This is a genomic window from Nocardioides plantarum (genome assembly GCF_006346395.1).
GTDB lineage: Bacteria > Actinomycetota > Actinomycetes > Propionibacteriales > Nocardioidaceae > Nocardioides > Nocardioides plantarum.
The window spans coordinates 534,383-560,835 of record NZ_VDMS01000002.1 but is presented as its reverse complement, the minus strand read 5'-3'; the positions used below and the strand labels follow the sequence as shown (position 1 = coordinate 560,835).

General features: G+C 73.5%; 14 protein-coding genes. 12 read left to right on the top strand and 2 right to left on the bottom strand.

From position 1 onward, the window contains the following. The first annotated feature begins 34 nt into the window (after positions 1-34). The 12 genes from FJQ56_RS14600 (at position 35) to FJQ56_RS14545 (ending at position 13,029) form a co-directional block, all read left to right on the top strand. Positions 35-1,711 (top strand): DAK2 domain-containing protein, encoded by a 1,677-nt coding sequence (locus FJQ56_RS14600; protein ID WP_140010277.1) that lies wholly within the window; start codon positions 35-37, stop codon positions 1,709-1,711. A 15-nt stretch (positions 1,712-1,726) separates the two neighbouring features. Next, positions 1,727-3,961, top strand: coding sequence for an ATP-dependent DNA helicase RecG (locus FJQ56_RS14595; protein ID WP_140010276.1), 2,235 nt, complete (start codon positions 1,727-1,729; stop codon positions 3,959-3,961). A 138-nt stretch (positions 3,962-4,099) separates the two neighbouring features. Then, positions 4,100-6,268 carry an MMPL family transporter gene (locus FJQ56_RS14590; RefSeq protein ID WP_140010275.1) on the top strand — a complete coding sequence of 723 codons (2,169 nt, stop codon included), beginning with the start codon at positions 4,100-4,102 and terminating at the stop codon, positions 6,266-6,268. 313 nt (positions 6,269-6,581) lie between these two features. Then, on the top strand, positions 6,582-7,139 hold the full coding sequence (gene rsmD, locus FJQ56_RS14585) for a 16S rRNA (guanine(966)-N(2))-methyltransferase RsmD (protein ID WP_140010274.1): 558 nt from the start codon (positions 6,582-6,584) through the stop codon (positions 7,137-7,139). A 7-nt stretch (positions 7,140-7,146) separates the two neighbouring features. After that, a complete protein-coding gene (gene coaD / locus FJQ56_RS14580) occupies positions 7,147-7,629 on the top strand; it encodes a pantetheine-phosphate adenylyltransferase (RefSeq protein ID WP_140010273.1) in 483 nt (160 codons plus the stop codon). A gap of 208 nt (positions 7,630-7,837) precedes the next feature. Then, a complete protein-coding gene (locus tag FJQ56_RS14575; protein ID WP_246084167.1) occupies positions 7,838-8,401 on the top strand; it encodes a YceD family protein in 564 nt (187 codons plus the stop codon). A 9-nt stretch (positions 8,402-8,410) separates the two neighbouring features. Further along, positions 8,411-8,596 carry a 50S ribosomal protein L32 gene (gene rpmF, locus FJQ56_RS14570; RefSeq protein ID WP_140010272.1) on the top strand — a complete coding sequence of 62 codons (186 nt, stop codon included), beginning with the start codon at positions 8,411-8,413 and terminating at the stop codon, positions 8,594-8,596. Further along, positions 8,538-9,383 carry a ribonuclease III gene (rnc, locus tag FJQ56_RS14565; protein WP_140010271.1) on the top strand — a complete coding sequence of 282 codons (846 nt, stop codon included), beginning with the start codon at positions 8,538-8,540 and terminating at the stop codon, positions 9,381-9,383. Before rpmF ends, rnc begins: the two co-directional genes overlap by 59 nt. A 9-nt stretch (positions 9,384-9,392) precedes the next feature. After that, the gene (gene mutM / locus FJQ56_RS14560; RefSeq protein WP_140010270.1) at positions 9,393-10,274 is read left to right on the top strand and encodes a bifunctional DNA-formamidopyrimidine glycosylase/DNA-(apurinic or apyrimidinic site) lyase; all 882 of its coding nucleotides are present in this window, start codon (positions 9,393-9,395) and stop codon (positions 10,272-10,274) included. A gap of 242 nt (positions 10,275-10,516) precedes the next feature. Further along, positions 10,517-10,717, top strand: coding sequence for a hypothetical protein (locus FJQ56_RS14555; protein ID WP_140010269.1), 201 nt, complete (start codon positions 10,517-10,519; stop codon positions 10,715-10,717). A gap of 22 nt (positions 10,718-10,739) precedes the next feature. Further along, positions 10,740-11,987 (top strand): MFS transporter, encoded by a 1,248-nt coding sequence (locus FJQ56_RS14550; RefSeq protein WP_140010268.1) that lies wholly within the window; start codon positions 10,740-10,742, stop codon positions 11,985-11,987. 76 nt (positions 11,988-12,063) lie between these two features. After that, positions 12,064-13,029, top strand: a complete 966-nt coding sequence (locus FJQ56_RS14545; RefSeq protein WP_140010267.1) for a hypothetical protein — start codon at positions 12,064-12,066, stop codon at positions 13,027-13,029. 84 nt (positions 13,030-13,113) lie between these two features. Here the strand turns inward: FJQ56_RS14545 and FJQ56_RS14540 are convergent, their stop codons facing one another. Both FJQ56_RS14540 and FJQ56_RS14535 read right to left on the bottom strand, forming a co-directional pair. Continuing rightward, positions 13,114-15,345 carry an Ig-like domain-containing protein gene (locus tag FJQ56_RS14540; RefSeq protein WP_140010266.1) on the bottom strand — a complete coding sequence of 744 codons (2,232 nt, stop codon included), beginning with the start codon at positions 15,343-15,345 and terminating at the stop codon, positions 13,114-13,116. Between the two features lie 61 nt (positions 15,346-15,406). Beyond that, positions 15,407-26,293, bottom strand: coding sequence for a beta strand repeat-containing protein (locus tag FJQ56_RS14535; RefSeq protein WP_140010265.1), 10,887 nt, complete (start codon positions 26,291-26,293; stop codon positions 15,407-15,409). Positions 26,294-26,453 lie beyond the last annotated feature (160 nt).

Below are 26,453 nucleotides of genomic sequence, written 5' to 3'. Positions count from 1 at the left end.
CCGGCGCCTGGCCCGATGGGTAACGTCCCCCAGCATGGAGGAGGCACCGGCAAGCGACCGCATCGAGCTCGCCGTCGTGCTCCGCTTCGTCGACATCGCCGTCGACGCGCTGGCCGAGGCGCGTGAGGAGATCGACGCGCTCAACGTCTACCCGGTGCCCGACGGCGACACCGGCACCAACATGTACCTCACCGTCTCGGCCGCCCGCGACGCCGTGCGCCAGGCCACGGGCGGCGACCCGGGAGCCGACCGGTCCGACGCGCTGGCGGCCTTCGCCCGGGGCGCGCTCCTCGGGGCGCGGGGCAACTCCGGGGTGATCCTCAGCGAGATGCTGGGCGCCATCGCGCGGCGGGTCGCCCGCTCCACGCCGGCCGACCGCAACGCCGAGGTGATGGCCCAGGCGCTGCACGAGGCGACCGAGGCCAGCTACCGCGCGGTGGGGGAGCCGGTCGAGGGCACGATGCTCACCGTGGCGCGCGCCGCCTCCGAGGCGGCTCGTGCCCGGGCGGCCGGTGACTCGGCCCGGGCCCGCGACGTCTTCACCTCGGCCGCCCAGGCCGCCCGCGAGGCACTGGCCCGCACCCCCGAGCAGCTCGACGTGCTGCGCCGCGCCGGGGTCGTCGACGCCGGAGGCCGCGGCATCAGCGTCATCCTCGACGCCGCCGAGAGGGTCCTCACCGGACGCCGTCCGGTCGCGGTCAGCCGGTCGGTGGTGCCGGTGCGCCACGCCGACCTGCTCGCCCCGCACGACGACCTCGGACCCGAGGGCCCGTCGTACGAGGTCATGTACCTCCTCGACGCCACCGACGACGCGGTCCCGCCGCTGCGGGCCCGGCTCGCCGCCCTCGGCGACTCGCTGGTCGTCGTCGGCGGCGAGGGGCTGTGGAACGTCCACGTGCACGTCGACGACGTCGGCGCCGCCATCGAGGCCGGGATCGAGGCCGGTCGACCCCATCGGGTCCGGGTGACCCACTTCGCCGAGCAGGCGGCCGACAGGGCTGCCGAGCAGTCCGGGCGTCGTACGACGAGCGCCCCGAGCCCCGCCAGGACCGGCCGCCGGGTGGTCGCGGTCGCCGCCGGGCCCGGCCTGCAGTCGTTGTTCGAGGACGCCGGTGCGGTCGTCGTGCGCGGCGGGTCCGGCAACCGTCCCTCGACCGGCCAGGTGCTCGACGCGATCGTGGGGTCGGGGGCCGCCGAGGTCGTCGTGCTGCCCAACGACGCCGACTCGGTGCGCGTCGCGCGGATCGCCGCCAGCACCGCCGAGGCCGACCACGGGCTGCGGGTCGCCGTCGTGGCCACCCAGGCGCAGGTGCAGGGCCTGGCCGCGATGGCCGTGCACGAGCCCGGTCGCAGCTTCGACCAGGACGTCCTGGAGATGACGGCGACCGCGCGCCACGCCCGCCACGGGGCGGTGACCCTGGCCGCCCGCAAAGCCCTGACGATGGCCGGCTGGTGCGAGCCCGGTGACGTGCTCGGCATCATCGAGGGCGACTTCGTCGAGATCGGCGACGACCTCTACACGGTGGCGACCGCGATCCTCGGTCGGCTGGTCTCGGGCGGCGGCGAGCTGGTCACGCTGGTCGCGGGCGACGGCTCGGGCGACCTCGCTGGGCGGGCCGCGGCGTGGCTCGACGAGCGGCACCCGACGGTCGACGTGGTGGTCTACGACGGCGGCCAGGCCCGCTACCCGCTGCTGCTGTCGGTGGAGTGAGGCAGGGTTGGCGCCATGATCTCCCTCGACTCGCCGGTGACGACGGTCCTGGGCGAGTCCAAGAAGGCCAAGGGCTTCACCGACGGGCTCGGCCTGCGGACCGTCGGCGACCTGCTCCACCACTTCCCGCGCCGCTACCTCGAGACCGGCAAGCTCACCAAGGTCGGCGACCTCCAGCCCGGGCAGATGCTCGCCGTCATCGGCGAGATCGAGAAGAGCGAGGTCAAGACCCACCAGGACCGGCGTACCGGCAAGCCGGCGGCGCGGGTCGAGACCTGGGTGCGCACCGACGGCCCCCGCCTGCAGATCACCTTCTTCGCCCGCCACCCGGGGTCGGCCAAGTGGCGCGCCGACCGGCTCGGCCCGGGCACCACGGGCCTGTTCCTGGGCCAGGCCAAGCTGTTCAACAACCAGTGGCAGCTCACCCACCCCAAGTTCGTCCTCTTCGGCGCCGCAGGCGAGGCGGGGGGCAACGACGACGACATCGCGACCGTCGAGGCGATCGGCGACCTCTACCCGATTTACCCCCTCACCAAGGGCCTCGAGTCGTGGGACGTCGCCCGCGTGGTCACCTTCGCCCGCTCCGTGGTCGACTCCCTGCCTGACCTGATCCCCGCCTCGGTCCGCGACCACTACGACGTCGTCGACGCCGACACCGCCCTGGGCTGGGTGCACGCCCCCGAGGACCGCACCCACGTACGCCGTGCCCACCGCCACTACCGGTTCGAGGAGGCCCTGGTCACCCAGCTGGTGCTCGCCAAGCGTCGTCGCGCCGTCCGCGAGGTCGGCGCCCAGGCGCGCGACGGGGGCGACGGTGCACTGCTGACCGCGTTCGACGCGCGGCTGCCGTTCGAGCTCACCGCCGGGCAGCGCGAGGTGGGGGAGCAGCTCGAGGCCGACCTGGCCCGGCCCCACCCGATGAACCGGCTGCTGCAGGGCGAGGTCGGCTCCGGCAAGACCCTGGTGGCGCTGCGGGCGATGCTGCGGGTCGTCGACTCCGGCGGCCAGGCTGCCCTCCTGGCCCCGACCGAGGTGCTCGCCCAGCAGCATCACCGCTCGATCACGGCGATGCTCGGTGACCTCGCCGGCGGCGGGCTGATCGGCGGCACGACCGTCGAGCTGCTCACCGGCTCGATGACCAAGGCCCAGCGCACCGGCCCGATGTCGCGTCTCGGCAGCGGCGAGGCCGGCATCGTCATCGGCACCCACGCGCTGCTCGAGGACAAGGTCCAGTTCGCCGACCTCGGGCTCGTGGTCGTCGACGAGCAGCACCGCTTCGGCGTCGAGCAGCGCGCCGCGCTCACCGACAAGGCCGGCACCCCGCCCCACGTGCTCGTGATGACCGCGACGCCGATCCCGCGCACCGTCGCGATGACCGTGTTCGGCGACCTCGAGGTCTCGACCCTGCGCGAGCTGCCCGCCGGGCGCGCCGAGATCCAGACCAACGTGGTCAACCTCGTCGACCACCCCGGGTGGATCAGCCGGGTCTGGGAGCGGGTGCGCGAGGAGGTCGACAAGGGCCACCAGGTCTACGTCGTCTGCCCCCGCATCTCCGGTGACGAGCTCGAGGGCAACCAGACCGACCTGCCCGAGGTCGACGAGGACGGCCAGCTCGTGCCCCCCACGGGCGTGGCCCCGCCGCTCGCCGCGGTCGAGCAGGTCGTCACCGAGCTCGCCGACGGCCACCTCGCGGGCCTGCGGCTCGCGGTCATGCACGGTCGACTGCCCGCCGACGTCAAGGACGCCACCATGCGCGCCTTCAGTGCGGGCCAGGTCGACGTGCTCGTCTCGACCACCGTCATCGAGGTCGGCCTCGACGTCCCCAACGCGACCGCGATCGTGCTCCTCGACGCCGACCGGTTCGGCGTCTCCCAGCTCCACCAGCTGCGCGGCCGCGTCGGCCGCGGCGGACTGCCCGGGCTCTGCCTGCTCGTGTCCTCCGCCGAGTGGCTCTCACCCGCCCGCGAGCGTCTCGACGCCGTCGCGCGCACCACCGACGGCTTCGAGCTGAGCCGCGTCGACCTCGAGCAGCGCCGCGAGGGCGACGTGCTCGGCGGGTCGCAGTCCGGCCGGCGCTCCACCCTGCAGAACCTCCGCGTGCTCCGCGACGAGCAGACCATCGTCGAGGCGCGGGAGGCCGCCGAGTCGCTGCTCGAGTCCGATCCGTCGCTGGCGACGGCCCCGCTCCTCGCGGCCGCCGTCGCCGACCTCGAGGCCACCGCCAACGCCGACTTCATCGAGAAGTCGTGACCGCGCAGGTCGCGCTGCCCTCGCGGCGCCCTCACCACTGACCCCGCCGGCCACACCCCCCACCCCACTCGCCAGGAAGGCCGCCGTCACCGGCGTCGTACCCCCGACGGGCCGGTCGCCGGGCGCTAGGGTCCTCGGGTGCTGGGACAGCTGGGCCGCTGGGTGCACCGCCGGCGCCGGATCGTGCTCGTGGTGTGGGCACTGCTCGTCGTCGCAGGGGCCGTGCTCGGCGGGTCGGTCTTCGACCGCGCCGAGGACGTCGGCCAGCGCGCCGGGGCCGAGTCCACCACGGTCGAGCGACGCCTCGACGCCCTCGATGCCCTCGACGCCGAGGGTGAGCAGGTCGTGGTCCTGCTCGCCGGGACCGATCCGCTCGAGGCCGCCACCAGCGAGGCGGCGAGCCAGGCGGTCTACGCGGTGCGGGAGCTGCCGGGCGTGGTCGACCTGCGCGACCCGTGGACGACCAGCGCCTACGAGCTCGTCGCCGAGGACCGCAGCAGCGCGGTGGTGGAGGTCGACCTGGACCCCGCCCTGAGCGACGACCAGGCCGCGGCGCTGGCCGACGACATCGCCGAGGCCCTGCGCGAGACCCCGTTCCCCGACGTCGCGCTCGGCGGCGACCTGCTCGCCGAGCGCACCTTCACCGACCAGGCGGTGCAGGACGCCGCCCGGGGCGAGGGCGTCGCGCTGGTGGTCCTGCTGGTCCTGCTGGGGGTGGCCCTGGGCGGTGTCGCCGCCGGGGCGGTCCCGGTCGTGGCGGCGCTGGGCTCGGTCGCGGTCTCCCTGCTGGCGTTGTCCGGGGTGGCCGGGATCGCCCCGGTCAGCGACTTCGCGGTCAACGTCGTCACCGTCCTCGGCCTCGGGCTGTGCGTCGACTACAGCTTGCTGGTGCTGGCCCGCTTCCGCGAGGAGCGGGCAGCCGCCGGACGTCGGCCCGACCTCGAGGCCGTCCTGGGCACGACCCTGGCCACGGCCGGGCGCACGGTGCTCCTCTCCGGGGTCACGGTCGGCTCGTCGCTCGCGGCGCTGCTGCTGCTCCGCGACCCGCTGCTCACCGGGATGGCCGTGGGCGGGCTGGTCGCGGTGGCTGTCGTGACCGCCGCCGGCCTCACACTGGCGCCAGCGCTGCTCGCGGTGGGTCACCGTCGGATCCCGGTCGCCGGCCGCGGTGCGCTGGGCCGCGTGGCCCGACCGCCCGAACGGTCGCTCCTCGCGCGGCTCGCCCGCCTGGCCCAGGCCCGGCCGTGGCCGGTACTGGTCGTCTCGGCCGGCCTGCTCGTCGCCCTGGCCGTGCCGCTGCTCGGCCTCCAGCTGGGGGCCTCCGACGCCCGGTCGCTGCCGCCGGGCAGCCAGGCGCGGCAGGTCGTCGAGGTCGTCGAGCGCGACTACCCCGACGTGGCCACCGCCCCGATCGACGTCCTGGTCGACGCCCCGGCCGGTGACCCCCGGTTGACCCGCGTGGTCGACCGCACCACCGCGTCGGCCGACGTCGAGGACGTCGTCCTGCGCGACGGCCTGCCCGACGGGTCCAGCCGGCTCACGGTCACGCCGCACGGCACCACCAGCGGTCCGGCGGCGCAACGCGTGGTGGCCGACGTACGCGCGCTCGACGGCGAGGTCCGGGTCCAGGTCGGGGGACCCGCGGCCGAGCTCGTCGACGCCCGCGCGGCCCTGGGCGACCGGGTGCCGCTGGCCGTCGTCGTGGTCGTGCTGGTCGCCGGGCTCCTGCTGCTGCGGCTCACCGGGTCCGCGGTCGTCGCGGTCAAGACGCTGCTGCTCAACCTGCTGTCGCTGGCGGCCACGCTCGGGGTCGTCACGCTCGTCTTCCAGCACGGCTGGGGCGGGCCGCTCCTCGGGGGGACGGCCACCGGCACCCTCGACCTCACCACCCCCGCGCTGTTGTTCATGTTCGCCTTCGGGTTGTCGATGGACTACCACCTCTTCCTGGTCGCGCGGATCAAGGAGGAGTGGGACTCCCCACGGCCGGCGCGGCGCGGACAGTCCCTGCCGGCGCCCGGCACCCGGGCCGCCAACGACCGGGCGGTCCTCGCCGGCATCACGGCCTCGGGGCCGGTGGTGACCCTGGCTGCCCTGGCCATCGCCGTGGTCTTCGTCGGCTTCGCGGCGGGGGAGCTCGTGGCGGTCAAGGAGGTCGGGGTCGGGATGACCGTCGCGATCCTCCTCGACGTCACCGTCGTCCGCGGGCTGCTGCTGCCCGCGACGATGACCCTCCTCGGCGAGCGCAACTGGTGGCGCCCGGCGTGGTCCCGCCCGCCCGCGGACCGTCCCGGCGCCCTCCCCGGGTAGCCCCGACCCTCGGACCGCACACGCCTCGGTGACCGGCCGACCTACGATGCCGCCATGGCGGATCACGAGATCGAGTGGCAGGGCAGGCCGTCCGTCCCTGGGGTCGCGGGCGTCCCGGCACGCATCGACGGCCGCTTGGTCGACAAGTCGTGAGGTCTTCGTGGGGCCCGTGCGGGCCGGAGCAGGAATCCCCGGGTACCCGGGTACTCCTGCACTTCTGGGGCGTTGCAACGGGCCAGAAGTGCAGGAATCGCCGGGTACCCGGGGATTCATGCCACCTCTCCAACCCCACCCACCCCAGGAGACGCACCCGATGACACGCATCATCGCCGGCCAGGCCAAGGGGCGTCGGCTCCGCACGCCGCCGGGTGGGCACACCCGGCCCACGACCGACCGGGTCCGCGAGGCGCTGTTCAGCGCCGTCGAGTCCTGGTGCGGGTCGCTGCAGGGCCTGCGGGTCCTCGACCTGTACGCCGGCAGCGGTGCCGTCGGCCTGGAGGCCTGGTCGCGGGGCGCCGAGGCGGTGACGTTCGTCGAGTCCGACAAGGCGACCGCGGCCCTCGTGGCGACCAACGCACGCGACCTCGGGTTCGCCGCGGCCGACGTACGCGCGGCGCGGGTGGTCACCGTCCTGGCCGCCCCGCCGGCGGCGCCGTACGACGTGGTCTTCAGCGACCCGCCCTACCCGCTGTCCGAGACCGACCTGGCCGACGACCTGCAGCGGCTGGCCGCCGGCTGGCTGGCCCCCGACGCGCTGGTGGTGGTCGAGCGGTCCCGCCGCAGCCCCGAGCCGACCTGGCCGGCGGCCATCACGGGTGACCGCGACAAGCGCTACGGCGAGACCACGCTTTGGTACGGTCACGCCCCGTGAGCCCGACATGAGCAGAGCCGTCTGTCCCGGGTCCTTCGACCCCGTCACGCACGGCCACCTCGACATCATCGGCCGGGCCGCGCTGCTGTTCGACGAGGTCGTGGTCGCGATCGGGGTCAACCCGTCCAAGAGCCGGCTCTTCGGACCCGAGGAGCGGGTGGACATGCTGACCCGCGCGGTCCGCGACCTCCCCAACGTGCGCGTCGAGGGCTTCACCGGCCTGGTCACCGACTTCTGCGTCGAGCACGACGTGCAGGCGATCGTGAAGGGGCTGCGCTCCTCGAGCGACTTCGACTACGAGCTGCCGATGGCCCACATGAACTCCGCGCTCACCGGGGTCCAGACCGTCTTCGTCCCCACCGCGACGGGCCAGTCGTTCGTCTCCTCCAGCCTGGTCAAGGAGGTCGCGTCCTTCGGTGGCGACGTGGCGCAGTTCGTCCCCGACTTCGTGCTGGAGGCGCTCACGCAGCGGCTCGCCGAGCGTGGGTGAGTCGGGACGTCATCCGGACCGGTGGCAGCAGGCGCCACGACGTATGACGCCCGTATGACGCCCGCACGACGCCCGTACGACGCCCGGCCGGCCGGTCCGGAGCGCTCGATTACCCAGGTCAGCGCGGGGACAGTACGATTCCCTAGTTCTGTCAGTGCCCGGACCCGGAAGTGATCTCCTGAACAGCCTGGACCCGAGAGCGCCGCTCGTGCTCGACACTCGCGAGCTCGGCCGCCGCCCGGGGTCCCAGCGTGAGGTGACGCTAACGGTGCCGGCTCCGGCAGAGCTGGGCATCGACATCCTCTCTGTCCCCGAAGGCTCGCCGGTCACGTTCGACCTGCGGCTGGAGGCGGTCATGGAAGGGGTGCTGGTCACGGGTACGGCGCGAGCCGGGCTCGACGGCGAGTGCGCACGGTGCCTGGATCCGATCGTCGACGACCTCGAGGTGACGTTCCAGGAGCTGTTCCTCTACGACGACGACAAGCACCACGACAAGGCCGGCCAGCACGAGGCCAGCGATGATGACGAGGTCAGCACGCTCGAGGACGACCTGCTCGATCTCGAACCCCTGCTGCGGGACGCGGTGGTGCTCGCACTACCGTTCCAGCCGCTGTGTCAGGACGACTGTCCGGGCCTGTGCACCGAATGTGGTGCCTCGCTCAAGCAGGACCCCGACCACACGCACGACGATCCGATCGACCCGAGGTGGGCTGCGCTCACCACACTTGACGGGCTCGACGGGCTCGACACCCAGACCGACCTGAACACCTAGGAGAATCCAGTGGCTGTCCCGAAGCGGAAGATGTCGCGGAGCAACACCCGCCACCGTCGCTCGCAGTGGAAGGCCGTCGCGCCGACCCTGGTGACCTGCGCCAACCCGGCCTGCGACGCCAAGCACCTCCCGCACCGTGCGTGCGGCACGTGCGGTCAGTACGGCGCCCGTACGGCCCGCCGCCAGGTCCTCTGACCTGCCTGCAGAACCGATCAGCAACTACGGCACGCTGCGCGAGGCGCTCGGGAATCCCACGCTGGATCCCGAGCTCCTCGAGCTTGCCCTGACGCACCGCTCGTTCGCCTACGAGAACGGCGGGCTGCCGACCAACGAGCGCCTGGAGTTCCTCGGCGACTCGGTGCTCGGCGTCGTGGTGACCGAGACGCTCTACACGCTGCACCCCGACCTGTCCGAGGGACGGCTCGCCAAGCTCCGCGCGGCGGTCGTCAACGCCCGGGCCCTCGCCGTCGTCGCGGTGCGGATCGGGCTCGGCGACCACGTCAAGCTCGGACGCGGCGAGGAGGCCACGGGCGGCCGGCACAAGGCCTCCATCCTCTCCGACACAGTCGAGGCCGTGATCGGGGCGGTCCACCTCAGCGGCGGCATCACCGTCGCCGCCGAGGTCGTGCACCTGCTCTTCGACCCCCTCATCCACGAGGCCTCCGCCATGGGCGCGGGCCTCGACTGGAAGACCTCCCTGCAGGAGCTCTCCGCCGAGCACGGCCTCGGCGTCCCCGACTACGTCATCACCGACGAGGGTCCCGACCACATGAAGACCTTCCACGCGCAGGTCCGGGTCGCCGACCGTCTCTACGGCAACGGTGTCGGTCGTTCCAAGAAGGAGGCCGAGCAGGCCGCGGCCGAGACGGCGTACGGCGAGATCGTGGCCGCGCTCGAGGTCACCGCCTCCGAGACCGCCGCTGCCGAGGCCGTCACCGCGGCCACCGCCCGGGCCGCCGACCCGGCCCAGCCCCCCGGCTGACCGACCGCCGTGCCCGAGCTGCCCGAGGTCGAGGTCGTGCGCGCCGGGCTGGCGCGCCACGTGCTCGGCTCGACCGTCACCCGGGTCGACGTGCTGCACCCACGCCCGGTGCGCCGTGACCTGCACGGACCCGAGGGCTTCGCCGCCGCCCTCACCGGGCGCCGCCTGGTCGATGCCCGTCGGCGCGGCAAGTACCTCTGGCTGCCGCTCGACAACGGCGACGCGCTGCTCGGCCACCTCGGCATGAGTGGCCAGCTCCTCGTCCAGCCCAAGGGCGCCCCCGACGGACGGCACCTGCGGGTGCGCCTGGTGCTGTCGGGCGCCGACGAGGACCGCGACATCCACTTCGTCGACCAGCGCATGTTCGGCGGGCTGTCGATCAGCGCCGGTGGTGCCGACCTGCCGCCCGAGATCGCCCACATCGCCCGCGACCCGCTCGACCCCGAGTTCGACGACGACCTGTTCGTCGCCCGGGTGCGCAAGCGCAGCTCCGGGGTCAAGCGGCTGCTGCTCGACCAGGGCCTGATCTCCGGCGTCGGCAACATCTACGCCGACGAGGCCCTCTGGCGCGCCCGGCTCCACGGCGAGCGGCCCGGCGACCGGCTGACGGGTCCGCAGGTGCGCGACCTCCTCGCCCACGCCCGCGAGGTCATGGGCGAGGCACTCGGCCAGGGCGGCACCTCCTTCGACGCGCTCTACGTCAACGTCAACGGGGAGTCCGGCTACTTCGACCGCTCCCTGCACGCCTACGGACGCCAGGACGAGCCCTGCGACCGGTGCGGCACCCCGATCAGGCGGGTGGCGTTCATGAACCGCTCGTCCTACTTCTGCCCGTCGTGCCAGCCGGTGCCGCGTCGCCGGCGTACGACGGTGGCGCGCGTGGCTGAGTGAGGGCCTGGTCTGCTCGGGACCGTGGCCCGGTCGTGCTGTCGCTGCGGTGGTCTCGACGCGCTCGTACGACCTCGTTCCTCGGTCGTGTCGCTTGCTCGACCTGCACCTGCGACGGCAGTCCCGCGACTTCGTCGCGGGACTGCCTGCAGGTTTGACCCTCGCCTTTCGGGGTGGGACTCTGGTAGACGGTCCCGCTGCTCCCATTCGCCCGGACCGTCTCTTCTCACCGGAAGGCTCTCTCCATGGCCAAGGCGCTGCTCGGCTACGTGCACAGCGACCTGCGAGACCCCCGCGCCGACGCCGACAACGCGCGTCTGCGCAAGCGGGTGGCAGAGCTCGAGTCCCTCGTCCTGCGACTCTCGGAGGAGAACGACCGGCTGGTGGCCGCCCGGGCCGCCGAGCTCGTCGACTCCGTGCCGATGCCGCAGATGCAGCCCGCCTGACCCGCGCCGGCATCCTGCTCCCGTGAGCGGCCTCGTCGAGGCCGTCGTGCCCCGGCGCCTCGGTACGTCGTACCGCTGGCTGCTCGCCTCGTCCTGGACCTCCAACGTCGGCGACGGCATCGCCCTCGCCGCCGGCCCGCTGCTCGTCGCCTCCCAGACCGACGAGCCGTTCCTCGTGGCCCTGGCCGCGCTCGCCGTGTGGGCGCCCCCGCTGCTGTTCGGCCTGTACGCCGGGGTCCTCACCGACCGGGTCGACCGCCGCCTCATCGTCGTCTGCGTCGACCTGGTGCGGGTCGTCGTCCTGACCGTGCTGACGACGTTCGTGGTGACCGGGTCGGTGTCGATCGCGGTGGTGCTAGCTGCGCTGTTCGCCCTCGGCACCGCCGAGATGTTCGCCGACAACGCCTCGAGCGCGCTGCTGCCGATGCTGGTGCACCGCGACGACCTGGCGATCGCCAACTCACGACTTCAGGTCGGGCTGATCACCCTCAACCAGCTCGCCGGACCGCCGATCGGCGCGGTGCTCTTCTCGGTCGGGATGGCGTGGCCGTTCGGCGTGCAGGCGGTGCTCGTGCTGCTGGGCGCGGTGCTCGTCTCGCGGGTAGTGCTGCCGGCCGCCGAGCGTGAGGCCGAGTCGGTGTCGAAGATCAGCCACGACATCGCCGAGGGCTTCCGGTGGGTCTGGCACCACGCCGCCGTACGGACCCTGGTGCTGACCATCTTCATCTTCAACATCACCTTCGGCGCCGCCTGGTCGGTGCTGGTGCTCTACGCCACGCAGCGTCTCGACCTCGGCACGATCGGCTTCGGCCTGGTCACCACGGTCGGTGCCGCCGGCGGTCTCGCGGGCACGCTGTCCTACGGCTGGATCACCCGCCACGTCAGCCTCGGCGACCTGATGCGGGTCGGCCTGGTCGTCGAGACACTCACCCACCTCGGGCTCGCCCTCACGACGTCCCCCTACGTCGCGCTGCCGATCTTCTTCGTCTTCGGTGCACACGCGTTCATCTGGGGCACGACCTCGATCACCGTGCGCCAGCGCGCCGTGCCGTCGGCGTTGCAGGGGCGGGTCGGCTCGGTCTACCTGGTCGGCGTGTTCGGCGGGCTGGTGATCGGGTCCGGCCTCGGTGGCGTGCTGGCCCAGCACTACGGGGTCGCTGCCCCGTTCTGGTTCGCGTTCGTCGGATCGGCGGTCTTCGTGGTGCTGATCTGGCGTCAGCTTTCCCACATCGCTCACGCCGACGAGGCGGACGCACCGCTCGGCGTGTGACGACGTGGGACCGCGCGGCACGACGACGCGGCGCAGGGTCGACGGCGGCCCGCACGTCCCGTGCCAGGCTGGGCGCATGGCTCTCTTCGGTCGCCGAAAGCGCGACGCCGACCGCCCCGCCCGCCCCGACCGCCCGGCCGACCCGGACCCGGCGCTCCCGATCCTCTCCCGCGACGACGCGACCGCGCTGGACCGGATGACCCGTGAGGCGTTCGCGCAGCGTGGCGTCGAGGTGACCAGCGACGGGTCCGGACAGCTGAGGGCGATGGACGGGCAGACCTACGGGCTCAGCAACCTCGCCGCCCAGGTGGCAAGGGAGCCGCGGTCGGCCTGGACCGGGCTGGTGGCCGCCCACGTCGGGGGCATGCTCGCATCCCAGGAGGTCCCCGAGCCCCAGTCGCTCGACGAGGTGCGCTCCCAGGTCTATCCCCGGCTGAGGTGGGAGGCCGACCTGCCCGAGCGGCCGTCGTACGCCGAGAACCCGCTTCCGGGGATCGTCGAGCTCGCCGCGGTCGACTACCCGACCCACGTCGCCGAGCTGCTCGACGACCTCGCCGTCGAGCGGCTGGGCGGCTGGGCGGCGATCCGGGCGCAGGGCATCGTCAACCTGCGCTCGCTCGAGCCGATGCACCGCCAGACGATCACCGCGGACCCCGAGCGGCACGACGCCGACCTGCACCTGCTGGTCAGCGACGACTTCTTCGGTCCCTCGCGGGTCCTGGTGCTCGACGAGGTGATGGCCGGGCTCGGCATCGAGGCCGGACCCCACGGAGTCCTGCTGGCCGTGCCCAACCGGCACCTGCTGGCCCTGCACCCCCTCGGCGGCGTCGGGGTGGTGGCCGCGATGCGGCTGCTGGCCGAGATCGGCACGGGGGAGTACGAGGGCCAGCCCGGGGCGCTGTCGCCGCACGTCTACTTCCGACCGGCCTCGGGCGGCCCGATCGAGCAGGTCACCCGCGTCGAGGAGGACGGCACGGTCGTGATCGCGGTCGACGGCGCGCTCGCCGACGCGTTCGCCGGGCTGGGCCTGCTCGACGGATGACCCGCGGACGCCGACAGCCCCGACCGGGTCGGTCGGGGCTGTCGGGGCTGCCGGGTGCCGGGTGTCAGGACGAGCGGGACGCGGTCACTTCGTCGACACGGTGTTGCTCAGGTCGGCCACCGAGCGCGGCGTCGAGCGCACCGAGGCGACGTAGGTCGCGGTCCCGCGGGCGTTGGGGTCCTTGACCTTGAACGACGCCCGGCCGGAGGTGTCGAGCGTGCGGACGGTGACGGCCCGGCGCTCGCCCCGCACCACGCGGTAGAGCGTGACGCGTGCACCGGAGGCGGCGGACGGCGCCTTGAGGGCGACCACGTCGTAGGAGGACCCGCTGCCGGTGGCGGCGGTCAGCACCGCGCGCACCGCGGCACCGAAGACGACGGTGTTGGTCAGGGTCCGGCTGCGCACCCCGTCGCTGACCGTGGCGCTGATGCGGGCGTTGCCGAGCTTGGTGCCGATGAACGTGTACGACGCCTCGCCACGGGAGTTGGTGGTGCGGGAGGCCGGTCCGCCGCCGGTGCCCTGCGGGCCGTAGCGGAAGAACTGGACGCGGTAGCCGGCGATGGGGTTGCCCTCCTGGTCGATCGCCCGCACCGTCTGGGTGACGGTGTTGCCGACCTCGATCACGTCGGTCGGCGTGGAGCGGATCGAGAACGTCGACCGGGCGAAGTCCAGCTCGTAGAACGAGGACGTCGTGGTGCCCTTCACGTCGCTGCTGGCCTTGGTCGACGCGCCACCGGTGGTGTCGTCGTAGGTGTAGGCGGGGGTGTTCCAGCTGCCGGTCACGTCGATGGCGCCGGCCTCGAAGGAGACCACCCAGACGTCGCCGGAGGTGTCGAGGTCGGAGACGACCGAGTCGTCGCTGTAGTCGAAGTCGTCGAGGTCGCCGGCGTAGGTGAGGTCGACGGACTCGCCGTCGACCGGGTTGCCGAACTGGTCGCGGGTGAAGACCTCGTAGTAGGTGCGGTTGCCGGCCAGGGTGGGGTCGACGGCCGCGTCCTGCTCGGCCCTGGGGGACAGGGCGATGTCGACCTGCCCGTTGAGCGGGTCGGCGGTGCTCCACGCGGCGGACCCGGTGGCGGTCAGGTCACCGGCGGTGGCGGTGACGGTCGCCGTGGCCGCGCCGTCGTCGTCGAAGTCGGTGTCGCGCTCGATGCCCACGGCGAAGTCGACCCGTCCGTCGGCGTCGGTGAGCCCGGTGACGGTCTCGCCAAGGTCGACCAGGTTGCCGGCGGCTGCGCCGACGACGGAGGGGACCTCCTCGTCACCCGTGGTGAAGAAGCCGTGGTCGACCGAGAGCGTGTAGACCTGCCCCTCGATCGGGTCGCGATCGGTGTCGAGGTCGCCCTGGACACCCTCCAGGAGCGGGTTGCGGTCGAAGGTGTCGTCCGGGGCGGTGGCCCGGGCCTGGCTGGCGACGGACCGTCCGGGCCGGCTGTCGGCGAGGGTGCCGACGACCAGCGCGGTGTCGGTCGGCGGCTGCAGGCTCACGACGTCGACGTCGAGCGAGGCCGAGGCGTCGGCGTCGCCGATGTCGGGCGTGGCCGCGGTGTCGGCCTGGATCGAGCCGCCGAGCTCGGTGCCCTGGCCGTCCTCGGCCGGGTCGCTCAGCTCGGTGGTGAAGACGCCGGCGGTGTCGGTGGTGACCTGGGTCGTGTCCGTCACGGGGCCGGCGGGGACCGGGACGAAGCCGGCGTCGGCGGCGGGGTCGGTGCCGGCGGTGCCGCGGGTGAGGGCGAGGTCGACGAGCCGACCCGGCAGGCCGGTGCCGTCCTCGAGGGCCAGGGTGCCGGCGACGGGGGCGCTGGACCCGGCGTCGAGGCGCAGCGGGCTCTCGTCGGCCAGGTCGATCGAGGCCTGACCGACCTTGAGCGTGAGCAGCCGACGAGCCGCGATCGCGCCGGTGCCGGCGGAGTCGGGGCCGAGCGAGCCGACGAGGTAGTAGGTGCCGGACGGCTGCCCCGTCGGCAGGGGTACGACGAACTCGCCGGCGACGTCGGTCGCCTGGACGTCCTCACCGGTCGTCGGCAGGCGCAGCGTGCGCGCCGTCGTGTCGAAGGGCCGGACCGACCAGTGGTAGAGCAGGTCCTGGGCGTCGTCGGCGTCGACCGGGCCCGCCGTGGAGTCGGTCAGCTGGACGGTGACGTCGTCGGCGTCGTACTCGTCGAGGTCGAAGGCGGATCCGTCGTCGGACGTCCCGACCAGCGACAGCCGCCCGGGAGCGGCCGAGGCCGACGACGTCAGCAACGGGACGGTGGAGACCGCCAGGGTGGCGGTGAGGGCGAGGGTCAGGCCGCGCGTGGTGCCGTGGAGCTTCATGAGGTCCTTCCAGGGGTGTACGAGGAATGAGGGGTCCGCCTCGACGAGGCCGACGCGGTGATCAGCCGGTCTCGCAGACGAAGCTCCCTCGGTCCGGGTAGGTGGTGAGTCGCTCGCTGCCGGGGATCGCGAGCTCGGCCGAGCCGACCGAGCCGGTGGCCGCGGCCAGCTGACGCAGGGCCGCCGTCAGGGACGAGCTCGCCCGGTTGGAGGTCCGGCCGAGGCCGAAGCCGGACTGGCAGACCTTGAGGTAGTTGATCGAGCCCTCCCAGTCGACGAGTCGATCACCCTGCACACGACGCGTGGAGCCGGCGTCGCCCTGGTCGGCCTGCAGCGCGTCCGGACCGGATCCGCCGTAGAGGAGGTCGCGACCGTTGCCGGTGCGCCGGAGTCGGTCGGTGTCTTCCTTGGGGGCGGCGAGCTGCCACAGCCGGGCGTCGCGGGTGCGGCGCTTGGTGTCGAGCACGTCGCTGCCGGCGCCACCGAACAGACGGTCGTGACCGGCCCCGCCCCACAGGGCGTCGGCACCGTCGCCGGCGAAGACGACGTCGTCGCCGCCACCCGCATTGGTCACGTCGAGGCCCGCTCCGGTGTGGATGGAGTCGAACCCGTCGCCGCCGAGCGCGAGGTCGTCGCCGCCCACCGTCGCCTGGCTCAGGGTGACGACCCGGACCAGCGTGCCCCGCGGCCGCACGGTCTCGCGGAAGAAGCCACCGCTGTCGCCGACCTGGCGGTCGACGGCACCCAGCACGGCGGCCGGGGTGGGTACGTCGATGCCCTGGTCGCCGAGGATCGCGTCGTCGCCGGTGCCGCCGTCGAGGACGTCGCCCTGCACGCGCTGGCCGAGGTAGGTCTGCATCGGCCGCTGGGTACGGGTGTTGTCGAACTGTCCGTAGAGCTCGTCGTCGCCCGCACCGCCGGCGAGCCGGTCGCTGCCGGCCCAGACGCCCGGCTTCTCGTCGGCCATCGCGACCTTGCGCACGGTGTGCACGCCGGAGCCGCCGCCCGCGAGGGTCGTGCCGGCACCGTCGCGGACGATCCGGCCGTTGTCGCCGAGCAGGACGTCGCTGGCGTCGCCGCCAGCGAGGACGTCGTTGCCGTCGACGAGCCCGGAGGCGGTCCGGTCGATCGCGCCGGGCACCGGCGTGAGCAGCCGGTCGGTGTCGGTCGTGATGACGGCACCGTCGTCGACCGAGCCACCGCCCAGGACGTCGTCCTCGCCGGCGTCGCCCTCGAGGACGTCGTCGCCGACGTTGCCCTCGAGGTAGTCGTCGTCGTCGCCCGCCGAGACGGCGTCGTCGCCGGCCTGGCCGAACAGCAGGTCGCGTCCGTCGCCGGAGGTGATCGTGTCGCCGCCGCCCACACCGGACTCGACGCCCTGCGTGGCCGTGACGACGTCGTACAGGTGGACGGTGCGCAGGCGGGTGCCGTCGGCACGTCGTGGGGTGCCCGCGGGTCGGGTCAGCAGACCGTTGTCACCCAGGGCCACGTCGTCCCCGGAGCCGGCGTCGATGCGGTCGGCTCCGTCGCGCAGCGCGGCGGCGGGGTCGTCGTCGACGTCGCCCGCTCCGCGCAGCCGGGTCCCGTCGGTGCCGAGCGGCCGACCGTCGAGCGCCGAGGAGCCGCCGAGGACGTCGTCGTCACCGTCGCCGCCCACGATCGTGTCGGCACCGCTGTTGCCCTCGAGGTAGTCGTCGGCCGGACCGGTCGAGACGGTGTCGTCGCCGCCCTGGCCGAAGACCCGGTCGGGTGCGCCCGCGCCGGAGCCCGAGGGCAGTCCGCCGCGGATGGTGTCGTCGCCGCTGGTGCCGGCGGCGGGCGTGTCCGTGGTGGTCGCGACGTCGGCGAGCTGGACGGCGAGCAGGCCGCCGTCGGACACCACGGTCGCGTTGTCGCCGACCAGGAGGTCGGACGACACGGGGCCGGCGGTCGCGGCGTCGCCGTCGATGACGTCGTCGCCGTCGAGCTGGGTGCGGGCCCGGGTCAGGGCGCTCGCGAGGGTCTGGCGGCCGTCGGGGTCGAGGGAGGATCCGCCGATCACGACGTCGGGTCCGGTGCCGCCGATGAGCCGGTCGCCACCCTCGTTGCCCTCGACGTGGTCGTCGTCGGCGCCGGCGTCGATGGTGTCGTCGCCGCCCTGGCCGAGCAGCCGGTCGCTGCCAGAGCCGCCGTCGATCCGGTCGCCGTCGGAGACACCGAGCGTGCCGGCCTCGTCGGCCCGCGCCGCGTTGCGGTACGCCGGCAGCGGGCGGGTGATGCGGCCGTTGTCGCCGAGCACCACGTCGTCGCCGTCACCGGCGTCGATCGTGTCGTGACCGCCGTCGAGGAGCCCGGCCGCCGAGGCGTCGAAGGGACCGGACAGAGTCTCGAAGAGACGCGTCCCGGTGTCACCGAGCGGTGCGCCGTCGGCCGTCGACGAGCCGCCGAGGACGTCGTCCCCGCCGTCACCACCGGTGATGGTGTCGGCGCCGTCGTTGCCCTCGAGGTAGTCGGACTCGGCGCCACCGTCGAGGCGGTCGCGACCGCCCTGACCGAAGAGCCGGTCGGTGAGGCCACCGCCGCTGACGGTGTCGTCGCCACCGGTGCCCGGGGCCGGGACCGAGGTGGTGGTGGCCACGTCGCGCAGGGTCAGCACGTAGTCGGGTCCGGCGCGGCCGGTGTCCGGGACGCGCGTCGCCAGGGCGTTGTCGCCGGCCACCAGGTCGTAGCCGTCCACGCCGTCGGGGCCACCGTCGCCCTTGATGGTGTCGTCGCCGTCGGGCACGCCAGCACCACCGCGGACGGTCGTGTAGCGGGTCGTCGTGGTCGGGTCGTACGACGAGCCACCGATCACCACGTCGTCGCCGTCGTCGCCGTCGGCGAGGTCGGAGCCGGAGCCACCCTCGACGACGTCGTCGTCGGGGCCGCCACGCACCAGGTCGTCACCGGTCGAGCCGAAGACGAAGTCGCACGAGCCACCGCCGTAGAGCTCGTCGTAGGCGAGCTCGGTGCCGGGCGAGGCCACGGGCGTGCCGGCCTCGCCGTCGCCGGGGAGCAGGGTCAGGTAGCGGGTCGCCGGGTCCGCACCGCAGCGCAGGGCGCTGTCGTCGAAGCGGAGCGGGGAGTCCGCCCCCGCCTCGACGGCCGCGGGGGTGAGGGTGGTCGAGTCGCGCCACGACGCGGTGGCGACCGCGTCGACGATCGCGGGAGAGACCACCACACCGTTCTCGGCCACCAGGACGTCCTCGGAGCGACCGCCCAGCAGCACGTCCTGGCCGTCGCTCGACCCCGCGGTCGCGCTGCCGCCGATGAGGTCGTCGGCGCCCTCGTTGCCGCGCAGCCGGTCGTCGCCCGCGCCGCCGACGAGGTGGTCGTCGCCGGTGCCGCCGACGATCACGTCGGAGTGGGCCCCGCCCAGCAGGACGTCGGTGCCGTCGTCGCCGAGCAGCAGGTCGTTGCCGTCGCCGCCCTCGGCGAGGTCGATGCCGTCGCCGCCGCCGAGGTAGTCGGAGTCGGACCCGCCGCGGAGCAGGTCGTCGCCCGCGCCGGCCAGGATGCAGTCACCGTCGGTGTTGTCGCCGGTGGCGAGCATCGAGGGCAGCTCGATGACGCCGGTGTCGCCGCCGTCGCCGACGGCGTCGCCGTCCCGGTCGAGGTCGATGCGTCCGCCGACGACCACGACCTCGCCGTCGAGGATGCCCTGGAAGTCGGTGGTGCCGCCGGGCTGGACGAGCCGGCCGTCGACGACGGGCAGGCCGGCGAGCACGCCGGTGTCGGGGGTCAGCCCGGCACTTCCGCCGCCGCCGTACAGGTCGCCGTCGAGGTCGAGCAGACCACGGACCACCCGAGTGACCGGGTTGCAGGCGAGCAGGCGCTCGGAGAGCGGGGGCGCATCGGCGCCCGTGACCGCCGCGGTGTCGCGACCCTCGCCGTAGACCGCGTCGTCACCGACGTCGCCGACCAGCAGGTCGGACCCCAGGCCGCCGGCGACGACGTCGTCGCCCTCGCCGCCGTCGAGGTAGTCCTTGCCGTTGCCGGAGGAGTCCGTGCCGAGCGTCCCGTCGAGCACCCGCGCGCCGTTGCGGACCAGGGTCACCTGGTCGCCGTACAGGACGTCGTTGCCGGGACCGCCGGTGGCGCGGTCGTTGCCGGTGCCGCCGCGGATGATGTCGCGGTCAGCGGCGCCCGGGTCGTCACCGACGCCACCGGTCGCGCCCGCGGCGTCGCCGGAGAGGTCGTCGTCGCCGGCCTTGCCGCAGATCTCGTCGGGTCCGCTGCCGCCGTCGAGGGTGTCGACGCCGTCGCTGCCGACCACGATGTCCTTCTCCGCGCCACCCGTGACGTAGTCGCTCGTGGCCGAGCTCGACTCCGGCTCGCCCGAGGCGCACAGGGTGTCGAGCGCGCTGTCGCTCGGGACGACCGCGGTGAGGGGGTGGACGACCTCGTCGTGGGGGTTGGTGTCGCCCTGGGTCAGGACCTTCACCGTGCGGTCGCCGTCGGTGAAGAGCGATCCCATGGAGGCGTCGGTGAGCGAGTCGGCCTTGCCACCGGCGACCACGTCGGAGCCGTCGCCGCCGTCGACCGAGTCGAGGCCCGGACCACCGACCAGCACGTCGCCGCTGTCGAAGCCGAGGCGCACCTGCTCGTCGACGATGTCGTCGGCGGTCTCGTCGTCGGGAGCGGGGGTCTTGCGCACCAGGACGGCGCGCACGTCGCGACCCGGGCCGCCGACGAGGCTGTCGTTGCCGTCCTCGCCGTCGCCGCGGTCGGCGCCCGGACCGCCCTCGATGCGGTCGTTGCCGGTGCCGCCGCGCAGGTCGTCGCGACCCGCGCCGCCGCCGACCACGTCGTTGCCCGCGCCGCCGGTGGCGGAGTCGTCGCCGAGGCCGGTCTCGATGCTGTCGTCGCCGTCACCGCCGTCGATGCCGGAGTCGTCGCCGTCACCGGTGACCAGGGTGTCGGCCTCGTCGCCGCCGTCGAGGCGGGTGACCCGGGTCGAGAACGGGGTCGAGACGAGCTCGACGTCACCGGCGGTGCTGGTGCTGAACTCCTCGCCGCCGAGGAAGGAGATCTTGTCCTTGCCGGTGCCGCCGTCGGCCTCGAACGTCGGCGGCCCGGTGGTCTCGTAGGTGGTCTGCACGTCGGTCGACGACATCGAGATGCCGGACTTGTAGACCGTGACCTCGTACTTGCCGCCGCTGGTGGGCTTGGTCTCGACGACCTGGACGCGGCCGAAGCCGCTGATCTCGTACGACGTGCGGCCGTCTCCCTTGTCGAACTGACGCACCTCGAACTCGTCGGGCAGGTCGTCGTTGTTGTTGTCCCCCGGTAGTCGATCGGCGCTCTTGTCGCCCGAGGTCAGCACCAGGGTGTTGCCCGCGCGCTCCACCAGGGTCGGGACGAGGTCGGGGCAGCCGTAGGAGAAGAGCTCGTACGGGCCGAGCGCGAGGAGCTCGTACTCGTACTCGAGCGAGGTGAAGAGCAGCTCGATCTCGACGTAGATCGAGATCGAGGCCTCGATCTCGGCGCTCGCGTCGAAGATGCACGACGCGTTGCCGTTGAAGAGCGTGCGGATCTCGGCGGTCCGGATGCGCCCGTCGTCGTCGGGGTCGTTGAGGTCGAGGTTGATCGACAGGGTGACGCTGCCCTTGAGGCCGGCGGTCACGATCCCGATGCTGATGCCGGCACCGGCCTCGAGCGTGGTGACGATCTTGACCTCGGGCACGTCCACCCCGTCGCCGTCGAGGTCGTCGAGGTAGAAGCCCTCGCGGATGACGCTGGAGCCGTCGAACTTCGAGGTGTTGTCGTAGGCGTCGAGGAGACCGCTGACGTCGCCCGGGGCGACGGACCTGGCGGCCAGCGTCTGCGGGTAGGAGTCGAAGCCCATGGCGAGTCGGCCCTCGACGGAGATCGAGCCTCCGACGAAGGGCTTGATCGGGATCGGTCCGGCCATGATCGGGCCGAACGACTGGTGGTAGGCCACCTGGGCCTTGAGGGTCCCGAGGTCGAGACGGAAGTAGGAAGCCTCGCCCTCGCCGGTGAGCACGTCCATCAGCTGGTCGGGGTCGGCGAGGAACGGCAGCGAGAAGCCGGGCAGCTGGCCGGTGACGGTCTGCGTCCGCTGGGCGACGCGCTGCTTGGTGTTGCGCTTGCCGGCGCGGTTCTCCGCGGTCGTCTGTCCGGGCGCGCCCTGGGCGGGCTTGTCGGCGGCGGCCAGGGCCTCGTCGTCGGGGCAGGGCTCGGGAGCCTTCTTGACGACGTTGCGGACCGGCGGGGTGCCGGGGGTGGTCGGGGGCTTGGTCGTGGTGGTGGTGACCGACTGGGTGCACTTCTCGCGGAGCGTCACGTCGCTGGGGTCGAGGCTGAGCGCCTCGCCGGCCGTCGACAGCTGCTCGAGGGGGACGTAGCCGTCCTCGCCCTTGAGCGCAGCGACGCCGTGGAGGATGTCGGTGACCCCACCGACCAGCGTGATCACACGGTGCGCGAGCTCGAGCTGGGGCTTCTTGGTCGCCGCCGACAGGGTCTCGAGCAGGCTCAGCAGCGACACCTCGTCGCCGCCGGCGAGCTCGGACAGGTCGGAGATCACCGGGATCGGGCTGCGCAGCACGTCGACGACGTCGCGGACCGGCGCGAGGTAGGGGTCGATCACCGCGAACGGGGTGGCGACCGCGTCGATCACGTCGCCGACGTCGAGGGCGACCTGGTTGTAGGTGACGTCCTTGTAGAACTTGGTCGTCGGCTTCCACGGGACGTCGATGCGGCCCTGGAGGCCGAAGACGCCCTTGTCCTGGGCGAGCGTCTTGAACTCGAGCTTGAGACCGTCCTGGGCCGGGCCGGTGAAGCTGGGCTTGGCGACCAGCCCGCCGTCGTAGAGGTCGAAGAGGCTGTAGGCCTGCGGCTCCGGGGTGACGCCGTCCTCGACCGGTGGAGCGACGTTGATCGTGGTCTGGACCCGGCCGTTGGCTTGGTCGCCGCCCGCGGGCTTCAACGTGGCGGGCAGGTAGCCCACGATGGCGTTGATGCCGGCGACGGGCAGCTTGGCGTCGACGGTGACGTCGAGCCCGGTGCCGGGGGTGACCAGGACCTGCGGGCCGACGCCGCGCTGCAGCTGCAGGGTCACCGGGAGGGTCCAGGTCGTGGTCGTGTCGACCTTCTCCTCGTCGGAACGCACCTCCAGGCCGGCCAGGCCGGTGTCGAAGGCGCGCTTGGTCGTCTTGGAGACGCCGGTGAGCGTCGTGGAGACGGTCACGGTGTCCCAGCCCGTGGGGCCGTTGACGGTGCAGGTGCCGGTGGCCGGGCAGGTGCTGCACGCGCCTGCGGTGCCGCCGCACTTCACGTCGGCGGTGACCGCGCCGGGGGTGCCGAGCCCCGGAGTCGCGCCGATGCCGGCCTTGACGGCGGTGACGAGCTGCGTCTTGAGCGCGGCGTCCGTGGTGGCGGTGACGCCCGCGAGCTGGTCGCGCAGGCTCGAGGTGAGCGTGGTGAGGATCGCGGGCACCCCGGCGCCGGCGTCGAGGTCGGTGCCGATGAGCGGCGCCGAGACCGGTGCGCCCTCGGCGTCGAGGTTGCGCGGCGCGGCGCCGTCCATCGCGGAGGCGAGGGCCACGGAGAGTCCGTCGAGGCCCTCGGCGAGGTACTGGACCTGCAGGGGGTCGCGGGCGGGCTGCACCGCACCGGTGCCGCCGGAGGAGTCGGTCGCCGCGGCGGTGTAGGTGATCACGTCGTCGGTGCCGACGGTGAGCGAGGCCTGCGCGGCGGCGTCGGGCGCCCGGCGGTTGGTACGCCGGGTCTCGAGCCTGCCGCCGCTGGCGCTCGGGACGTAGTCGGTGACCACGCGGACGCCGAGGGCGGCCGAGCTGCCGGTGGGCTGGACCGTCAGCTTGCTGACGCCGGCCTGGAGGCTCCCCGCGAGCGGCGAGCCCGTGACGCCGAGGGTCGCCTCGGACGTGGTGCCGGTCGCGTCGGCGACCGCGGGCCGGGCCGTGGCCCGGTCGACGTCGATGGCGAGCGTGGTCGTGGAGGTGACGCCCACGCTCTGCACGCCGGTGCTCGTCACCTGCCCGCGACCCGGGCGGGACGCCGTACCGACGTCGTCGAGGCGGAGCGGTGCGGCGAGGGTCTGCGACTGCGGGGCCCGCGCGGAGAGCGCGACGCCGACGGCGTCGGTGCCGAGGGTGAAGGCGAGCGTGGGCCGGTAGCCCGCGTCGGTCCCGCTGACCTTGACCAGGCTGCCGACGGCGGCGGCCATCTCCTGGGCGCTCGAGACGTGCGGCACGCCGCGGACGGCCTTGTCCTTCTCGTCGGCGGTGGCGGTGTCGGCTAGGCCCTTGAGGCCCTGCTGGAGCGCGTCGCGCTCGACGGCGAGCTGGGCCGGGGTGAGGTCGACCAGCGGGAGCGACGAGGTGTACTGGTCGGCGGCGAGACCGTCGGCCACGTTGTCGGCGCCGAGCTTCTCGAGCTCGGACAGGGTCGTGGCGAGGCCGTCGATCACCGAGTCGCGCAGGGCGAACGGGTCGCCGAGCACGATCGCCTCGACGCGCTGGCCGTCGACCAGCGCCGAGGTGCCGTTGGGGGCCAGGCCGTCGCAGGTCAGGACCCGGTCGCTGACGATGACGACGTTCTGGCAGCCGACGCCGTCGGCGACCAGGCGGCGGGCGACCTCGGTGTCCTTGGTCGGGTCGTCGGAGGCGGAGGGCTCGGCGACGTTGAGGGCCGAGTAGAGGGTCTCCCCAGGCGGGAGCGAGGTGATGGTGAGCGTCGCGGTGTCGGGCGTGGTGTTGGGAGCGGTGCCGGTGCCGGGTGTCACCGAGGCGGTGCCGGAGAGGAAGCGCGCCGGCACCGGGTCGAAGACCCGCAGCGGCTCGTAGCCGGCGTCGGTGGTCACCGAGGGCAGGCCGGTCGGTCCCCAGGTGACGCTCGCGGAGCCGCGGGCGCCGCCGGGCGTGCCGGTGGCGTACGTCGAGCCCGAGAGCGGGACCTCCGTGGCCTCGAACGCGATCGAGGCCGTGACGGCGGACGAGAGCCGGAGCTGGCTGGGGTCGAGCGCCCCCTGGTCGGTGAAGAGGGTCGAGATCGCGAGGGGGGTCGTGCCACCCGTGGTCCGCTCGAGCGACACGGCCGGGCCGGTGCCTGCGGTCTTGCCGAGGTCGAGTCCGGTCAGGTCGGCCTCGACCTGGAGGAAGCCGATGCGCGCGTCGAGGCCGGTGAGGGTGGTGGGCGCCTGAGCGGAGAGGCCGTCGATCTCGATCAGCGACTCGTCCTTCGGCACCAGGTAGGTCTGCCGCTGCTGACCCGCCTCCGGGTCGTCGGTCTCGATGCCGAACCCGACGTCGAAGGAGGCGCCGGTGGCCTTCGCCGGAGCCTTGGCGGTGGTGGACGAGCCCAGCCCGGTGAGGCCGACCAGCGCGCCGAGCGTGCCGGGGTTGCCGAGCGTCAGGGGCACGGTCTTCTCGGCCTGGGCGATGTCGACCGCCACGTTGAGGCGGCCGTCGACCAGCGTCGCCTCGGCCGTCGAGTCCTCGAGCCCCGAGATCCGTCGTACGACGTCCTGCACGGTGTGCGGCATGGAGCGGGCCGTCAGGGGCTCCCCACCGGCGGTGAAGGAGACCTCGAGGTCGGGCTCGCCGTCGGAGTCGGTGATCTTGACCAGGCCGGTCGGCGACTCGCCGACGGCGTCGGCGGGAGAGTCGGTCAGGGTGCCGTCCTCGGGGTCGCGCAGGGTCCAGGTGACGTCGGTGACGTCACCGAGGCCCGCGCCGGTGATGGCCTGGCAGTAGACGGTGTCGCCGGGCGCGGCCACGCCGGTCGGCGGGCTGTCGGGTGACGGACCGCAGACGATCTGGGCCGCGGCCGCGGTCGAGAGGAGGGCCAGCAGGTCGTCGCCGGGGGAGAAGAGGTCGGAGGTGCCGCCCCCGAGGTTGGGGAACGGGACGTCGGCGGCGTCCTGCAGGGCGAGGACGGACCCGGTGTACTGCGCCAGTGAGGTGATCCCGTCGGCCATCGACAGGTCGGTCGCCTGGCGCAGCCGGGTGCCGTAGTCGCTGTCGTCGGCGTCCTTCGCGGTGGGCCACACGTCGGCCCCCGGCTGGCCGGAGTCGGTCAGCGCGAGGGTGCCGGAGCGCTCGTCGTCGCTGCCGCCCTTCAGCGAGGTGGGCAGGGCCACGTCGAAGGCGATGTCGACGTCGTTGTCGCTGGTGGTGATCCGGAACAGGTCGGTGAGGGTGGAGTAGCGCAGGTCCTCGAGGGTCAGCAGGGACCGGCCGTCGGGGTCGCGCATCGTGATGACCTGGTCGCGGTGGGCCCGGTAGTGGCCCCCGGTGACGGACACCTCGGTGAAGCCCTGGCGGGCGGTGAACGGGGCCAAGGAGGTCGTGTCGATGTCGACCGACAGGTCGAGCACGGGCTGGCTGACCAGGGCGACCCGCAGCAGCGGGTCGGTCTGGGTCGGGTCGACCGAGACCACGAAGGGGGCGTCGTCGTGCGTGGTCAACGAGACCCGCGCCTGCCCGGCACCGTCGTTGGCCCCGAAGCGGAGGTCGCCGTCGTCGTGCACGAGCGGGAGGGTGGGGGTGACGGTGCGGTCGTAGGTGAAGGCGATCGTCGCGTCGTCGGAGTCCTCGAGGACGGTGATGCCCTCGATCGTGTTCAGCGCGGTCTCGAGGTCGGCCTGCTCCAGCGCGTCCGCGACGTTCTTGGTCAGGCTCTGGTCGAGGTCGAGCACGTCGGCCAGCGACGACGTGGTGAACGGCAGCGGGGTCGCCAGCTCCGGCGTCTGGCCGATGGCCGAGATCGACCCGGTCAGGGCCAGCACGCCGACCCGCAGCGCGGACGCGTCGTCGGCCGCGGAGAGCGCGGACGGGGCGGTCGCCGCCGTCGCCGCGGTCGCGGTCGGACCCCCCACGATCACCAGCGTGCTGGTGACCACCGAGATGAAGGTGCGACGACGCCGCGCCGAGATGTGGCTGTTCACGAGAAGGCCCTCCGCCCACGGTCGCGCGCCGTTCGGCCCGGACCCTGGGTATGACTTACGCCAAATCGGGGACGCGCGGAGCGTTTCGGCACAACCGGTGGGGCCCAGAGGGGTGAAACTTGTCCGTGGCCGGTGTCCGGAGCGTTCCGGTGAGGCCTGG

Bases quoted from the DNA above. Each gene is read 5' to 3' on its own strand.
- FJQ56_RS14600 (WP_140010277.1), top strand. From the start codon at position 35: ATGGAGGAGGCACCGGCAAGCGACCGCATCGAGCTCGCCGTCGTGCTC.
- coaD (WP_140010273.1), top strand. From the start codon at position 7,147: ATGAGCAGAGCCGTCTGTCCCGGGTCCTTCGACCCCGTCACGCACGGC.
- FJQ56_RS14555 (WP_140010269.1), top strand. From the start codon at position 10,517: ATGGCCAAGGCGCTGCTCGGCTACGTGCACAGCGACCTGCGAGACCCC.
- FJQ56_RS14545 (WP_140010267.1), top strand. From the start codon at position 12,064: ATGGCTCTCTTCGGTCGCCGAAAGCGCGACGCCGACCGCCCCGCCCGC.
- rsmD (WP_140010274.1), top strand. From the start codon at position 6,582: ATGACACGCATCATCGCCGGCCAGGCCAAGGGGCGTCGGCTCCGCACG.
- FJQ56_RS14595 (WP_140010276.1), top strand. From the start codon at position 1,727: ATGATCTCCCTCGACTCGCCGGTGACGACGGTCCTGGGCGAGTCCAAG.
- FJQ56_RS14540 (WP_140010266.1), bottom strand. From the start codon at position 15,345: ATGAAGCTCCACGGCACCACGCGCGGCCTGACCCTCGCCCTCACCGCC.